We start from the raw sequence: 15470 nt of genomic DNA, 5'->3' as shown, positions 1-15470 counted from the left end.
GGTGCCGCCGCGGCCGCTGCCGCAGCCGTTAACAGCCCAGCCGTGAGCCGTCCAACTCTCATCCCACTGACCCCTCTCGTCTTCCTCGAGTCCCCTCCGACTCAGGCAGTCTTCACATCGCCGCCGCGGAAATCAAGCACTGCTGACCGGTAGGTCTATCGCCAGCACAGCGGTGTCGTCGGCTTGCTCGCCGTGCTGGAAGGCGTTCAGCGCGCGGTCGATCGCGGCGACCGCGCCCGCGGCGTCGCCGGTGCCGCGCAGCGCCTCGAGCAGCCGCTCGTCGCCGAAGCGGTCCGCCTCGCCCTCGGCGTCCGTGACGCCGTCGGTGTAGAGGACGAGCACGTCGCCGGGCTCGAGCACGAGCGACTCGGGCTGCCAGCGCGCGTCGCTCCAGGCGCCGAGCATCGGTCCGAAGCGGCCGACTGGCCGCGGCTCGCCGTCGCGGATCAGCAGCGGCTGAGGATGGCCCGCGCACAGCACATCGGTGGTCTGCGCGGTGACATGCACCATGGCGACGGTGCACGGCGCGAGCTCGTGGCGGTCGGCCAGCGCGCGGTTGAGCTGCTCCAGTGCGGCGGCCGGGTCGGACAGCAGCTGGCCGGCGGTGCGGAGGGTGTGCCGGGCCTGGCCGGTCTGCGCGGCGGCCGCCGCTCCGCGCCCGGTGACGTCGCCGACGAGCAGCATCCAGCCGTCGGCGGTCGGGAACGCGTCGTAGAAGTCACCGCCGACGAGGTTCTCGACGCCCGCCGGTCGGTAGAGGCTCGAGAGCCGCATGCCGGGGATGCTCGGCAGCGCGTCGGGCAGCAGGCCGCGTTGCAGCGTCCGCGCGATCTCGGAGCGCTCGCGGTAGAGCCGGGCGTTCTCGACCGCGATCCCCGCGCGCCGGCCGATGTCCTCCGCCAGCCGCTGGTCCGCGGCGCTGAAGGAACGCCCGGACTCGCCGCTGGCGAACGTGATCGAGCCGATCGGCCCGGCCGAGCCGAGCATCGGCACCGCCATGAACGCCCGCAGGCCGAGCCGGGCCGCGCCCGCGCGCTGCTCGGGGTCGGACACGATCGCGGCCAGCTTCGCGTCGTCGATGTCGTTGACGCGCAGCGACTCGCCGCCGAGCACGCGCACCGCGCCGGGGGCATCCAGCTTCGCCGGGTAGCGGTCCTGGTACTCGTGCGCCAGCTCGAGCATGGCCGGATCACGATGCACGAGCGCGACGCTGCGCAGGCGGTCGCCGCTCGGCATCGTCACATTGCACCAGTCGGCGAGCCGCGGGACCGCCAGCCGCGCGATCCGGTCGAGCGTGCGCTCGTAGTCCAGGCTGGAGGCGAGCAGCGCGCTGACCTGGGCGAGGAAGCGCTGCGCGTGCTCGGCACGCTTGACCTCGGTGATGTCCTCGATCACGTTCACGGCCAGCCCGCCGGGAGCGGGCGTGGCCTTGATCACGCGCCAGCGCTCCTCCCCCGTGTCGCGCCGGATGCCGCGCACCACCAGCGGCTCGGGCGACTCGCCGCGCAGCACGGCTCGGCCCGGGAGGTGCTCGAGCGTGACCGGGGCGCCCGTCTCGAGGAAGGTCTCGAAGTTGTCGATGATCGCCTGCGGCGGCGTCGCGAGCAGCTCGGCGGCGGTGGTGAAGCCGAGGTTGTGGGCGGCGGCCTCGTTGGCGTAGACGAGCCGGCCCGTGTGGTCCTGCACCGTGACCGCGTCGGCCAGGCTGTCGAGCGCGGTCGCGAGCCGCTGCAGCTCGACGAACAGCCCGGCGTTCTCGACCGCGAGCGCGACGCGGCCGGCGAGCAGCTGCGCGAACTCGCGCTCGTCGGCGGAGTACGTGCGGTGGTCGCTGGAGAGCCGCAGCGTCCCGACGTCGCGCCCGCGGGCGCGCAGCGGGACGACGATCGTGCTGGAGGTGTGCGCGGCCGGCTCGGTGTGCTCGAGGTCGATCTCGCAGGTGGTCGCGAACTCGGGCGTCAGCAGCTCGCGCAGGCGCTCGCGCACCTCGTCGACGCTGAGCTGCGTGTCGGCGATCAACGCCGCGCCGCGGATCAGCTCGAACCGCTCGCGGTCGGCGGCGACGCCGGCGCGGCCGTGGGCCACACCGAGCACGAACACCACCGCCGTGACGACGATGATCACGGGCGCGAACACGAGCGTCGTGCTCAGCAGGAGTGTCAGCAACAGGACGCACCCCGCGATCAGCGGGGCGACGACCAGGGCGTTGCGCATCAGCTCTCCGGTGGCGTGTCGAGCATGCGCACGCGCCCGTCCAGGCCGACCAGGTCGAACACGCGTGCGACCTCGCCGCTGCCGCGGACGACCGCGAAGCGGCCGTCGAGATCGCGCGCGAGCTGGACGACGAGGCGGATCCCGGTCGAGTCAATGAAGGCGACTTCCCGCAGGTCCAGGACGATCTGGCCGTCCGAGTCCGCGTGCACGGCCAGTACCGCCTCGCCGACGCGGTCGACCGTGGCGAGGTCGATCTCGCCATGAGGCGCCACGATCGTGGCGTCGCCGACGCGCGTGCGCGTCACCGTGAAGTCCGGACCGGCCTCCATTCGCCACGATCTTCTCAGGGTGGAGACCGCTCGACCAGTCCAGGTGTTCTCGAGGACGCCGCGAATAGGCTCCGGACATGGCCAAGAGCGAATACACGATGCTCGAGGTGGCGGGGCGCGAGGTTCGGCTCTCGAACCCCGCGAAGGTCTACTTCCCGAAGCCCGGGTGGACGAAGCTCGACCTCGCGACGTACTACTTGACGGTCGGCGAGGCGGCCTTGCGCCACGTGCGCGAGCGCCCGACGATGATGAAGCGGTTCGTCTCGGGGATCATGGAGGAGCCGATCTGGCAGAAGCGGGTGCCCCAGAAGGTGCCCGACTGGCTGCAGACGGCGACCGTCAGCTTCCCGTCGGGCCGCACGGCCGAGGAGCTCGTGGCCAACGACGCGGCGCACCTGGTGTGGGCCGTGAACCTCGGCGTGATCGACTTCAACCCGTGGCCGTGCCGGCGCGCGGACCTCGACCGGCCGGACGAGCTGCGCGTGGACCTCGACCCCGGGGACGGCGTCGCGTGGGACGACGTGCGGCGCGTCGCGCTCGTGGCGGACGAGGTGCTGCGTGACCACGGCCTGCGCGGATACCCGAAGACCTCGGGCTCCAAGGGCATCCACATCCTCGTGCGGATCACGCCCGACTGGGAGTTCCTCGAGGTCCGCCGCGCCGCGCTGGCGCTCGCGCGCGAGGTGGAACGGCGCGCTCCCGACCTGGCCACGTCGAAGTGGTGGAAGGAGGAGCGGCACGGCGTGTTCGTCGACTACAACCAGAACGCGCGCGACCGCACGGTGGCCTCGGGCTACTCGGTCCGCCCCACGCCCGACGCGCGGGTCTCGTGCGCGCTCGAGTGGTCGGAGGTCGCGGACGTCGAGCCCGGTGACCTGCGGATCGACACCGTTCCGGCCCGGCTGGCCGCGGTCGGCGACCCGGCGGCGAGCATCGACGACGTGCCCGGCTCGCTCGAGGCGCTGCTGGACCTCGCGCGCCGCGACGAGGAGGGCGGGCTCGGCGACGCCCCGTGGCCGCCGCACTTCCCGAAGGCCGCGCGGGAACCCAAGCGCGTGCAGCCCAGCCGCGACCGTGACCGCCCGGCCCACCGCGGCCGGGCCGGGGACCCCCAGCCGGGCGGCCCGCCGCCAGGCGTCTCGCTCGGCGGCTCTCAGCGCGGGTTCGGTGCCAAGCCGCGCACCGGACAGGGCCACCTGCACGAGTTCGAGGAGGACGGCGACGCCTGACGGCGCCGCCGCTCGCTCAGCACTTCGGGCCGGACAGCGGCACGCAGCGCCGACCTTCGATGAACGGCGCCTTCACCGCCTTGCGCAGCGCCGCGCGCGAACGCCCGTAGTTCTTGACCTTGCGCGTGAGCGTGATCCCGTTGTAGCCGGGGGCGGTGATCGTCACCGTGAACGTCGCCCGGCGCTTGAGCTTCTTGTTGCGCAGCTTGCTGAGCGTCACGGTCTTGCCCTTGGTGGTCAGCGACTGGCTGACCTTGCACGGCTTGCAGTAGATCCGCACGCGCGAGCCGACCGGCGCGTCGCGCAGCCGCACGGACGTGAGCTTGACGCTCGTCCTCGACACCGACCAGCCCAACACCAGCCGCGCGCTGATCGAGGGCGTCGGCGGCACGGGCGGTGGCGGCGGAGGTGGCGGCGGCGGTCCCGGCGGCACGGGCGGGTCGGGCGTGGTGTTGAGCAGCACGGTGACGTTCGCGGAGCCGGCGTTCGCCGTCGCCAGGTCGGGCTTGCCGTCGCCATTGAAGTCCGCCGCCACCACGCTGAACGGGTTGACGCCGATCGACAGCGGAGAGCCGGCGTCCTGCAGGAACGATCCGTCGGGCTGCCCCAGCAGCACGTTCACCGCGTTGGACCGGTGGTTGCCGACCGCGAGATCGGCGCGGCCGTCGCGGTTGAAGTCGGCGGCCGCGATGCCGACCGGACCGCCCGGCACCACCATCGGCGAGCCCGCCATCGGGGTGAACCCACCCGCCTCGCGCTTGAGCAGCGTCACCGTGTCCGACAGCCAGTTGGCGACCGCCAGGTCGAGGAGCCCGTCGCCGGTGAAGTCGGCGGCCGCGGTCACCCATGGGTCGCTGCCGACCGGGATCGGCGTGCCCTCCGGCAGCAGGCTGCCATCGGGTTGGGTGATGAGGATCGCCACCGTCCTCGTGGTGATGTTGGTCACGGCGAGATCGGGCCGCCCGTCGGCGTTGAAGTCGGCGGCCGTGATGTAACGCGGGCTGCCGCCGGTCGCGATCGGCGCCCCTTCGGCGACGAAGGCGCCGTCACGGCGTTGCCGCAGGATCTGCACGGTGCCGGCGTTGTACTGGCCGACCGCGAGGTCGACGAACCCATCGGCGTTGAAGTCAGCGGCCGCAAGCGACGCCGCCGGCCCGGTGGCGACGGGCGACGCGGGCGCGGCCAACCAGCTGGACGGCGGATCCCGCAACAGGATCGACGTCGTGCCGGGGTTGCTGCCATCGGTGGCGAAGTCCGGCCAGCCGTCGCGGTTGAAGTCGGCGACCGCGCCGAAGCTCGGATTGCCCCCGACGGGGACGGCGGCCTCCGCGGCGAACCCGCCGCCTGCCCGGCGCAGCAGCGGGGTCACCGAGTTCCCGGCGCTGTTGACGCTGACCAGGTCCGGGAGCCCGTCCCGGTTGAGGTCCACCGCGTACAGCCCGATCGGGGACGCCCCGACCGCGAACGGCGACCCGATCTCCTGAAGAAACGACGCGTGGGCGGACGGGGCGGCGGCAAGGACGGCGAGCACCGCGCCAGTCCGGAGAAGCGACTTCTTCATGGGCCCGGAAGAAGGTAGCCGTCTCGCCCGCCCGGTCAACACCCTCAGCACCGGCGGCCGGGAACCACGGAGACGCACTTGCGCGTCTCCGTGAACGGGGACTTCACGGTCTTGCGCAGGGCCTTGCGGGTCCGCCCGTAGTTCTTGACGCGACGCGTGAAGCTCAGGCCGTTGTGCCCGGCGGCGGTGACCGTCACGGTGAACGTCGCCTTGCGCTTGAGCCGCTGGTTGCGCAGCTTCTTCAGCGCCAGCGTGCGCTTCGTGGTCCGCAGCGTCTGGCTGACCTTGCACGTCTTGCAGTAGACCTTCACGGTCGCCCCGCCGGCCGGCAGGTCGCGCAGCGTCGCCGAGTTGAGCTTGACGGACGTCTTGGTCACCGTCCACGCGAGCACGAGCCGTGCGTTCACCGATGGCGTCGGCGTCGGCGGCGCGGGTGGAGCGGGCGGCGCGGGCGGCACGGGATCGGGGGTCGTGTTCAACAGGACCGTGACCGAGTTCGCCCCGATGTTCGTGACCGCCAGGTCCGCCTTGCCGTCGAGGTTGAAGTCCGCCGCCACGACCGTGGCCGGGTTCGCGCCGGTCGCGAACGCCGAGCCGCTGTCCAGCACGTACGTCCCCGCCGGCTGGCGCAGCAGGACGCTGACCGTGTTGGCGTTGTGGCTGGTGACGGCCAGGTCGAGCCGCCCGTCGCCGTTGAAGTCCGCGGTCGTGACGCCCATCGGCCCGCCTGCGACCGGGATCGTCGACGGGGTGAACCCACCGGCGGCGCCGCGTTCGAGCACCGTCACGGTGTCCGCGCCGAGGTTGGCGACGGCGAGGTCGGTGCGCCCGTCGCCGTTGAGGTCTCCGGCGGTGACGAACCACGGGATCGCGCCGACCGCGACGGGCGAGCCGGCCTCCGGCAGGAAGCCTGCCCCCGCCTGCTTGAGCAGGATCGTGACCGTGCCGCTGCCGGCGTTGGTCACGGCGAGGTCGGGACGCGCGTCGCCGTTGAAGTCGCCCGTGGCGATGTAGCGCGGCCCGGCGCCGGTCGCGAGCGCGGGGCCCTCCGGCGTGAACGTGCCGTCCACGCGCTGCTGGAGGATCGTGACCGTGTTGGCGCTGTACTGGCCGACCGCGAGGTCGACGAGGCCGTCGCCGTTGAAGTCCGCGGCGGCGATCGAGCCGAGCTGGCCCGTGGCCACCGGCGTCGACGGGGCCGGCAGGAAGCCGTTGTCCGGGTTCCGCAGCGATACGCTCGCCGAGCCGGGGTCCCAGCCGCTGGCCGCGAAGTCCGGCCAACCGTCACGGTTGAAGTCGGCGACCGCTCCCCAGTTGGTGGCCGGCGCCACCGCGGTGGTGCTCTCGGTCTTGAAGCCCCCGGAGGTCTGGCGCAGCAGCAGCGAAGCCGTGCCGGTCCCGCCGTTGATGGCGACGATGTCCGGTCGCCCGTCGCGGTTGAAGTCGGCGACGACCGCGCCCCACGGGACCGATCCGACCGCGAAGGGTGATCCGATCTCCTGCAGGAAGGCAGCGTCGGCGGGCGGCGCGGCGACTGCAGAGACGGCAAGGACCGCGCAGGTCCAGCGAAGCGGCTTCAGCATGAGTGCCGGGAACGGTACCTGCACCGCTCGACGCTCACGCCGTCAGCACTTGCCCCCCGGCGTCGCGGGCACGCATCGGCGTGTCTCGGTGAACGGCGCCTTCACCGCTTTGCGCAACGCCTTCTTCGTGCGACCGTAGTTCCTGACCTTGCGCGTGAACGTCAGGCCGTTCCAGCCCGGCCTCGAGATCGCGACCGTGAACGTCGCACGGCGCTTGAGGCGCTTGTTGACGAGCTTCGTCAACGACAACGTGGACTTCTTGGCGGTCAGCGTCTGGCTGACCTTGCACGGCTTGCAGTAGACGCGCACCCGAGCGCCGATCGGGAGGTCCCGCAGACGCGCCGAGTTGAGCTTGACCGAGGTCTTGGAGACCGTCCAGGCGAGCACGAGCCGCGCGTTGATCGACGGGGTCGGCGCCGGTGCGGGCGGCGGCGGCGGCGCGGGCGGTGCGGCCGGGTCCGGCGTGGTGTTCAGCAGGACCGTCACGCTTCCGGCGTCGCGGTTGGCGGTGGCGATGTCCGGCTTGCCGTCGAGGTTGAAGTCGGCGGTGGCGAGCCCGTACGGGGCCGCACCGGTCGGCAGCGGTGAGCCGGGCTCCGGGGCGAACGAGCCGTCCCCCTGGCGGAGGAGGACGGTGACGGCGTTGGCGTCGACGCTCGAGACGGCGAGGTCGGCCTGCCCGTCCCGGTTGAAGTCGGCCGTCGCGATGCCCACCGGCCCGCCCGGCACCGCGATCGGCGAGCCTGCCATGGGCGTGAAGCCGCCGTCGGCGCCGCGCGCGAGCAGCGAGACCTGGTTCGACGTGTAGTTGGCGACCGCGAGGTCAGGCCGGCCGTCGCGGGTGAAGTCGGCGACGGCGATCATCCACGGCTGCACGCCGACGCGGAACGGCGAGCCGGGCTCGTTCTGGAGGCTGCCGTCGGCCTGGCCGAGCAGGATCGAGACGGTGCCAGGGCCGGCGTTGGAGACCGCGACGTCCGTCCGGCCGTCGGCGTTGAAGTCGCTGGTGACGATGTACCGGGGCTGGACGCCGGTGGGGATCGGGGCACCCTCCTGCGAGAAAGTGCCGTTCGCCCGCTGGCGGAGGACGGTGACCGTGCCCGCGTTGAACTGGCCGACGACGAGGTCCAGGAGCCCGTCGCGGTCGAAGTCGCCGGCGGCGATCGAGCCGAGCGGCCCGGTCGTGAACGGGCTCGCGGGCGCCTCCAGGAACCCACCCGCGCTCTGGCGTAGATAGACGCCGGCCGCGCCCGGGTCGGCGAACCCGGCCGCGGCGAAGTCCGGCCGCTGATCCCGATTGAAGTCGGCCACCACGCCGAAGTTCGGCGCGCCCGCCACCGGCGTCGTGCCCTCGGCCGCGAATCCGCCGGCCGCCCGGCGGAGCAGCAGCGTCGCGCTGCTCGAGCCACCGTTGATGCTCAGCAGGTCCGGCGCGCCGTCCCCGTTGAAGTCCGCCGGAAGGAGCCCGTACGGCACCGTCCCGACGGCGAAGGGCGATCCGAGCTCCTGCAGGAACGACGCCCGGGCGGGCGGAGCGGCGACGGCGAAGACGGCGAGCGCCGCGCCGATCCAGCGATACGACTTCTTCATGGGCGCGAGAGACGGTACCCGTCGCGCCCGTCGGTCACGCCGTCAGCACTTCCTCCCCGCCGCGAGCGGCACGCACCGGCGCCGCTCGCTGAACGGCGCCTTCACCGCCTTGCGGAGGGCCTTGCGCGTGCGCCCGTACTGCTTGACCTTGCGGGTGAACGTCAGGCCGTTCCAGCCGGGCTTGGTGATCGCGACCGTGAACGTCGTGCCGCGCTTGAGCCGCTTGTTCACGAGCTTGCGCAGCGACAGGGTCGCCTTCTTCGCCTTGAGCGTCTGGCTGACCTTGCACGGCTTGCACGCGATCTTCACCGTCGCGCCGCCTGCGGGCAGGTCGTGGAGCGTGGCCGAGTTCAGGCGCACGTCGCGCTTGGTGATCGTCCAGGTGAGCACGAGCCGCGCGTTGATCGACGGCGTCGGAGGTGGCGGCGTCGGCCCAGGTCCCGGGCCCGGGCCGGGACCCGGCCCCGGCGGCGGCGTCGGGTCGGGCGTCGTGTTCAGCAGCACGGTCACGTTGTTGTCGGACCCGTTCGGGATCGCCAGGTCGGCCTTCTTGTCGCCGTTGAAGTCCGCGGTCGCGAGCTGGCCGGGCTGTTGCCCGGTCGGGTAGGGAGAGCCCGGCTCGGGGGCGAACCCGGTGGCCGTGCGCAGAAGTACCGACACGGTGTTGGCCACGTTGTTGGACACCGCGAGGTCGGCCGCGCCGTCGCCGTTGAAGTCCGCCGAGACGATGCCCGCGGCGCCATCACCGGCCGCGAACGGCGACCCGCTGAGCGGCGCGAAGGCGCCGTTGGACTGCCCGGCGAGCACGGTGACGTTGTCGGTCCCGTAGTTGCCGACCGCCAGGTCGAGCTGGCTGTCGCCGGTGAGGTCGGTGGCCACGATGCCGATCGGCTGGTCCCCGACCGCGAACGGCGAGCCCGGCGCGGCGTCGAAGCCGGGCGTGGCCGCACGGCGCAGCAGCACGGTGACGGTGTCGCTCCCGCGGTTGGTCACGGCGACGTCGGGCCGCTTGTCGCCGTTGAAGTCCCCGACGGCGATCGCGCGCGGCTCGGCGCCGGTGGACGGCGCGTTGCCCTCGGCGACGAAGCTGCCGTTGGCCTGCCCGAGCAGGACCGTCAACCCGCCGGCGTCGTAGCGTGAGGCGATGATGTCGAGGTACTCGTCGCCGTTGAAGTTGGCAACGGCCACCGCGCCGGCCTTGGCGACCGGGTATGGCGACCCGTTGGCGGCCATGAACCCGCCCGGGACGCGCAGATGCACCGACACCCCACTACCGGTGTAGCCGGAGACGGCGACGTCAGGGTTGCCGTCGCGGTTGAAGTCGGCGACCGCGCCGCCGCTCGGCCCGGCGACCGCGCCGGTCGGCCCCTCGACCTGGAAGCTGCCGGTGGACCGGCGCAGGATCGTGGTGATCGAGCTGGTCGTGCCGTTCAGCGCCACCAGGTCCGGCAGGCCGTCGCGGTTGAAGTCCCCCGCGACCACCCCGTACGGCGCCGTGCCGACGGGGAACGGCGAGCCGAGCTCCTGGAGGAACGAGGCGTGGGCCGGGGCGGCGGTGGCGGCGACTGCGACGACTCCGCCGACTACGGCGGTCCAACGTGCCAGCGTGCTCATCCGTCGCGAGCCTCCCGCCGATCGGGGCGCGACGCAAGGCCACGGCCCCCTCGATCGTCCAGGGGCGCTGGGGATGCGCCTCTGCGAAGGTTCTTGTGCTGACCGTTACGAGCGCGCCGCGAACGGCAGGGCCTGATCCAGGCCCGACAACACGAACGCGCGGTGGACCGGTGGCGGACCGGCGATCACGGAGTACTCGTAGCCCGCGGTGCCCGCGGCGTTGTGGAAGCGCACCAGCACGCCAAGGCCCGAGGAGTCGATGAAGTCGAGCTCGGACAAGTCGATCGTCAGCCCTTTGCCCGCTTCACGGACGCTGGACAGCGCCGCGTCGAGCTCTGGAGCGCCCGCCAGGTCGAGCTCGCCGGACAGCGCAAGAAGCACGGTGCCGTCAGCTTCGCGGGACTCGATCTCGAACACCGGCGGCTTCATCGCGGACCACCTTAGAGGACCTGCCGCTGCGCCAGCAGCAGTGCGACGTCGTCGCGGGGATGCTCGTTCCCGACCAGCGTGGCGAACAGATGCGCACGCAGCGGCTCCAGGCCGGCGGTGTCCGCGCAGGCGTCCACGAGCCGCTGGAGCGCGTCGTCGATCATCTCCCCCGGCCGCTCGACGAGCCCGTCGGTGTAGAGCACGAGCCGGTCTCCCGGCGCGAACGTGAACGTCAGCTCCTCGTACGTGGCGCCGAGCACGCCGAGCACGACGCCGTGCCCGGTCACCGCCAGCCGTGGCGGCCCGTCGGCCGGGAGCAGGACGGGCGGCGGGTGGCCCGCCGAGACGATCCGCACGTCGTCAGCGTCGGTTGACAGCGCGAGGATGCACATCGTCGCCATGTCGGTCAGCTCGGTGCCGGTGACGAGCTCGTTCAGGCGCGTGACCGACTCGGCCAGGCCGAAGCCCTCGTGCGCGTAGACGCGCAGGGAGTGACGCAGCTGGCCGGCCTGCGCGGCGGCCGCGACGCCGTGCCCGGCCACGTCGCCGATCACGAGCCAGAGGCCGTCATGCGTCTCGATCACGTCGTACCAGTCGCCGCCGACGATCAGCTCCTGCTCTGCGGCGAGGTGCCACGCGTGCAGCGCGAGGCGCTCGTCCGACGGCAGCCGCTCCGGCAGCAGCGACTGCTGCAGCGTGCGGGAGATCGTCTGCTCGCGCGCGAACGCCGCGGCGCGCTCACGCTCGCTCCGCTTGGCCGCCGTGATGTCGCTCAGCGTCACGACCATGCGCGGGGCCGCGCCGATCTCGTCCGGGACGAGGTCGATCCGCAGGCTGTGCGTCCGGTCCCCGAGCTCGAGCTCGAGCTCGCCGCTGTCGCGGGCGATGTCCAGCGCCGGCACGCGGGCGCCGACGACGTCCTCGCCGAACGTGGCGTGGAACGCGCGGTTCGCTCGCACGACCACGCCGTCGCCGTCGAGCACCGCGACCGCGTCGGAGATCGCGTCGAACGTCGTCCGCCACTCGGCGGCCGCGAGCCGCACCTCGGTCTCCAGGCTGCGCGCCCGGAGCAGCGAGCGGATCGTCGCCGCCAGCACGGGCGCTTCAACGGGCTGCGTGAGGTATACGTCCGCGCCGGTCTCCAGGCCCTCGACCTGGGCCTCGGTCTCCATGAACGTCGCCGACAGCATCAGCACCGGGATGTGCCGCGTGTCGTCGTGCGACTTGATCCGCCGGCAGGCCTCGAACCCGTCCAGGCCGGGCATCTTGACGTCGAGCACGGCCAGGTCCGGCGGCGACTCGAGCGCCGCGGACACCGCCGACAGCCCGTCGGCGACCTCGGTGACCGCGAAGCCTGCCCGGCGCAGCATCGTGGCCACGACGTAACGGCCGACCTCGTCGTCGTCGGCGAGCAGGATCGAGGGCTCGAGCGTCATGCCCGCGCCCGCGTGGCCACCGACAGCACCTCGAGCAGCTGCGACCGCGACGTGCTGGACTTGTCGAGCACGTGCGCGCCCAGCGCCTGCAGGCGCTCATGTTCCCAGCGCTCCAGCAGGCGTGAGGTGTGGATGACCACCGGCACCCCCGCCATCCTGGCATCCGCCCGCATCCGCCGCAGCACTTCCAGCCCGTCGAGGTCCGGCATCGAGAGGTCCAGGATGACCGCCGTCGGCAGGCTCTGCGCCACCGCGGCCAGCGCCGCCTCGCCGCCGGCGACCGGCACGGTCCGCCACGCGGTGTCGCGCAGGTGCGCCTCCACGACGTAGCGCGACGTGGCGTCGTCGTCGACGACGAGCACCGCACCGCCGAGGTCGCCCACGTCGGGGGTCGCCACCGTCCGCTCGAGCGGCAGCACGACGTTGAAGACGGTACCGACGCCGACGGTGCTCTTGACCGTCATCTCGCCCCCGAGCAGCGCGACGAGGTTGCGTGCGAGCGGCAGGCCGAGGCCCGTTCCCGGGTGCGACTTCTGGCGCTCGCTCGAGACCTGCACGAACTCGTCGAAGATCCGCGGCAGGTCGTTCTCGGCGATGCCGATGCCGGTGTCGGCGACCGTGAAGCGCACGCGCTCGCCCTCCAGCTCCGCGCCGACGAGCACCTCCCCCTGCGGCGTGAACTTGACCGCATTGGAGATCAGGTTGCGCAGGACCTGGATCAGCTTGCCCTCGTCCGTGCGGAGCGTGACCTCGGTGCGCGGGAAGTCGAAGCGCAGCTGCGCCTCCGCGCTCTGCAGCAGCGGACGCAGCTGGCCACGCAGGATCACGAGCAGCTCGGAGAGCGCGACGTCGGTCAGCTCCAGCTCCAGCCGGCCGGCCTCGATCTTGGCGATGTCGAGGAGATCGCCGACGAGCTGCAGCTGGTCCTGGGCGACGCGCCGGATGAACCCGACCTGCGTCGCCTGCTCGGGCGCCAGCGGCGGCTCGCCGCTGAGCAGGAGCTCGGCCAGCGCGATGATCGAGTTCAGCGGCGTGCGCAGCTCGTGGCTCATGTCCGCGAGGAAGCGCGACTTGCGCTGGTCGGCGTCGCGCAGGCGGTCCGCGCGCTCGTCGAGCTCCGCGTACAGCGCGACCACGCCCGTATTGGTCTCCTCCAGCTCGCGGTTGAGCGCGAGCATCGCCTTCTGCCGCGCCCGCACCTCCCCCAGCGCCTGCAGCAGCTCCTCGTTCTGGCGCGTGACCTCGTCGAACGGGCTCGTCGCGCCGAGGCGGGCGAGGCCGGCGCGGACCGTCCGCACGTCCGGGCCGATCACGGACGCGGGCAGGCGCTTGACCACCGTCACCCGCGTGCCCCGGCCCTCAGGCGCGACGATCTCGAACTCGTCCATCAGCTGGCGCACGCCGACGAGCCCGCGGCCGAGGCCGGTCGACGACGTGTACTCGCCGCGCAGGACCTCGTCGAGGTTCGGGATGCCCGGGCCGGCGTCGCTGACCTCCACCCGGATCCGGTCGCGCCCGGCCAGGATCCGCACCTCGCCGCCGCCCGCGTAGCGATGGGCGTTGCGGGCCAGCTCGGACACCGCGGTGGCGATCCGCGTCTGCTCGAGCCGGTCGAACCCGAGCAGCTCGGCGACGTCACGGGCGCGCTGACGCGCGGTCACGACCCCTTCGTCGTGCTCGAGCTCCACTCGCGCGACCTCGTCGCCGATCGGGGCGTTCATGCCCGCGCCACCACCACGCTCACATCATCGCGCCCGCGCTCGAAGTCACGGATGAGGACCGCGGCGGTGGCGAGCGGATCGCGGCGGACGATGCCCGGATAGGCCGCGAGGTCCCAGCCGCTGCGCAGGCCGTCCGAGTGCATGACGAGCAGGCCGCCGGGCGGCAGCTCGTAGTCGAACACGCGCGGGCGCTGGATCCCGTGGCCGAGGATGCCCGGCATCGAGACGAGCGAGCGGGACTCGCCCGCGACGACGATCGACGCCGCGATGTTGCCGATGCCCGCGTACTGGAGCGCACCCGTGCGGCGGTTCCAGTAGGCGACCGCGCCGGCCGCGCCGCGCGTGGCGCGCAGCGCGCCGTGGATGCGCATCAGCAGCCCGTTGGGATCGAGCCCGGGGCGCAGCTCGCGGACGGCGGCGTTGGCCGCGGTGGCGGCGTCGTCGCCGTGGCCGAGCCCGTCCATCAGCAGGATCGTGACCTGCTCACCGTCCACCACGTGGCCCCACGCGTCGCCACACGAGGTCTCCCCCTCCATCGCCAGCGCGATGCCGTCGACGGGCGGCTCGGGCTCCGGGGTCCCCAGCCGCGCGAGCACGACCGCGCCCTGCCCGGCACCGGAGTGGACGTCCATGGCGGCCGACATCCGGCCGATCGCTCCGAGCCCGTTGCCCGGGCCGCCGCCGGTGGAGAAGCCGTCGCCGCGGGCGCGGGCGAAGTTCGGGATGCCGGGGCCGCGGTCGGTCGCGATCACGTCGATCGACGCGTCTCCGACGCGGTTGATGCGCAGCACGATCTCGCCGCCGCGAGCGTGGCGGATGAGGTTGGTCGCGAGCTCGGTGACGACGATCGACGCCTCGCCCCTACGCACCTCGTCGAGGCCGAGCGCGTCGGCGATCTCCTCGACCGCGCGGCGGACGGGAGCCACACCTGAGGGGTCGTCGACACGAAGGCGGACCGGGGTGGTCAGCGCCATGTGGCCACGCGCACGATCGTGCCGCCGGTCGGGTTCGGCTTAGCCTCGAACTCGTTCACGAGTCGTCGTGCCCCGCCGAAGCCGAGGCCGAGGCCCGTGCCCGTGCTGAACCCGTCGGTGAGCGCCATCTGGATGTCGGGGATGCCCGGTCCGTCGTCCTCGAACCGCGCGTAGACGCCCTGGCGGGCCCCGTCCTGGAGCAGGCCCGCGTGGAGGCGGCCACCGCCGCCATGGATGATCGTGTTGCGGGCCAGCTCGGAGACCGCGGTGACGAACTTCGTCTGATCGACGAGCCTCAGCCCGGCGTGCTGCGCCAGCTCCCGGACCCGGTGACGCGCGCGGACGACGTCCTCGTCGTTGCGCAGCGGCAGGCCCTCATCGGCCGCCAGCGTCCTCCGCCTCCTCATCGTCGCCGAGGTCCTCGTCGGCGGTCGGCGGCGGGAGCATGGCCATGCCGCGCTCCACGGTCAACGCGGTGCGCACGCCGGGAAGCGTCAGGCCGAGGTCCACCAGCGTGATCGCCACGACCGGCCGCATCCCGACGACGACGGTCTCGGCGTCCAGCACGCGGGCGATCCCGGCGATGTCGGACAGCATGCGGCCGATGAACGAGTCGATGAACTCGAGGCCGGAGATGTCGATCAGCACGCCGCGGGCGCCGGTCTGCGAGATCCGCTCCGCGAGGTCCTCCTGCAGCGCGAGCGCCATCCGGTCGTGCATGTCGACCTGGATGCTCACCAGCAGCAGGTGGCCCAGCTTGAGGATCGGGATCCGGTTCACGCGGTCCACG

The 15470-nt window shown here is 72.8% G+C and carries 13 protein-coding genes; 1 reads left to right on the top strand and 12 read right to left on the bottom strand.

What is annotated here, in order from left to right:
* Positions 1–132: 132 nt before the first annotated feature.
* Both C8N24_RS25845 and C8N24_RS25840 read right to left on the bottom strand, forming a co-directional pair.
* Positions 133–2214 carry a SpoIIE family protein phosphatase gene (locus C8N24_RS25845; protein WP_121255570.1) on the bottom strand — a complete coding sequence of 694 codons (2082 nt, stop codon included), beginning with the start codon at positions 2212–2214 and terminating at the stop codon, positions 133–135.
* Positions 2214–2543 carry an STAS domain-containing protein gene (locus tag C8N24_RS25840; protein WP_121255568.1) on the bottom strand — a complete coding sequence of 110 codons (330 nt, stop codon included), beginning with the start codon at positions 2541–2543 and terminating at the stop codon, positions 2214–2216. The genes C8N24_RS25845 and C8N24_RS25840 overlap by 1 nt, the downstream gene beginning before the upstream one ends.
* 77 nt (positions 2544–2620) lie before the next feature.
* On the opposite strand from C8N24_RS25840, the gene C8N24_RS25835 reads away from it, so the two are divergent.
* Positions 2621–3772 (top strand): DNA polymerase domain-containing protein, encoded by a 1152-nt coding sequence (locus C8N24_RS25835; RefSeq protein WP_121255566.1) that lies wholly within the window; start codon positions 2621–2623, stop codon positions 3770–3772.
* Positions 3773–3788: 16 nt separating this feature from the next.
* Here the strand turns inward: C8N24_RS25835 and C8N24_RS25830 are convergent, their stop codons facing one another.
* The 10 genes from C8N24_RS25830 to C8N24_RS25785 form a co-directional block, all read right to left on the bottom strand.
* Entirely contained in the window at positions 3789–5333 is a 1545-nt protein-coding gene (locus tag C8N24_RS25830; RefSeq protein WP_121255564.1) for an FG-GAP repeat domain-containing protein, read from the bottom strand.
* 44 nt (positions 5334–5377) lie between these two features.
* A complete protein-coding gene (locus C8N24_RS25825; protein WP_121255562.1) occupies positions 5378–6916 on the bottom strand; it encodes an FG-GAP repeat domain-containing protein in 1539 nt (512 codons plus the stop codon).
* Positions 6917–6958: 42 nt separating this feature from the next.
* Positions 6959–8506 (bottom strand): FG-GAP repeat domain-containing protein, encoded by a 1548-nt coding sequence (locus C8N24_RS25820; protein ID WP_121255560.1) that lies wholly within the window; start codon positions 8504–8506, stop codon positions 6959–6961.
* A 42-nt stretch (positions 8507–8548) separates the two neighbouring features.
* Complete coding sequence (locus C8N24_RS25815) at positions 8549–10120, bottom strand: FG-GAP repeat domain-containing protein (RefSeq protein ID WP_121255558.1); 1572 nt, start codon at positions 10118–10120, stop codon at positions 8549–8551.
* A 105-nt stretch (positions 10121–10225) separates the two neighbouring features.
* Positions 10226–10549, bottom strand: a complete 324-nt coding sequence (locus C8N24_RS25810; RefSeq protein ID WP_121255556.1) for an STAS domain-containing protein — start codon at positions 10547–10549, stop codon at positions 10226–10228.
* An 11-nt stretch (positions 10550–10560) separates the two neighbouring features.
* Positions 10561–11985, bottom strand: coding sequence for a SpoIIE family protein phosphatase (locus C8N24_RS25805; protein ID WP_121255554.1), 1425 nt, complete (start codon positions 11983–11985; stop codon positions 10561–10563).
* A complete protein-coding gene (locus tag C8N24_RS25800; RefSeq protein ID WP_121255552.1) occupies positions 11982–13706 on the bottom strand; it encodes an ATP-binding protein in 1725 nt (574 codons plus the stop codon). The genes C8N24_RS25805 and C8N24_RS25800 overlap by 4 nt, the downstream gene beginning before the upstream one ends.
* The gene (locus C8N24_RS25795) at positions 13703–14680 is read right to left on the bottom strand and encodes an ATP-binding protein (RefSeq protein WP_121255550.1); all 978 of its coding nucleotides are present in this window, start codon (positions 14678–14680) and stop codon (positions 13703–13705) included. The genes C8N24_RS25800 and C8N24_RS25795 overlap by 4 nt, the downstream gene beginning before the upstream one ends.
* Positions 14671–15087 (bottom strand): ATP-binding protein, encoded by a 417-nt coding sequence (locus tag C8N24_RS25790; protein WP_121255547.1) that lies wholly within the window; start codon positions 15085–15087, stop codon positions 14671–14673. Before C8N24_RS25790 ends, C8N24_RS25795 begins: the two co-directional genes overlap by 10 nt.
* On the bottom strand, positions 15056–15460 hold the full coding sequence (locus tag C8N24_RS25785; RefSeq protein ID WP_121258015.1) for an STAS domain-containing protein: 405 nt from the start codon (positions 15458–15460) through the stop codon (positions 15056–15058). Before C8N24_RS25785 ends, C8N24_RS25790 begins: the two co-directional genes overlap by 32 nt.
* Between the last annotated feature and the right edge of the window lie 10 nt (positions 15461–15470).

Origin of the sequence: Solirubrobacter pauli, assembly GCF_003633755.1 — a bacterium.
In the GTDB taxonomy this organism is placed as follows: Bacteria; Actinomycetota; Thermoleophilia; order Solirubrobacterales; family Solirubrobacteraceae; genus Solirubrobacter; species Solirubrobacter pauli.
This window is presented reverse-complemented; position numbering and strand designations above follow the sequence as displayed.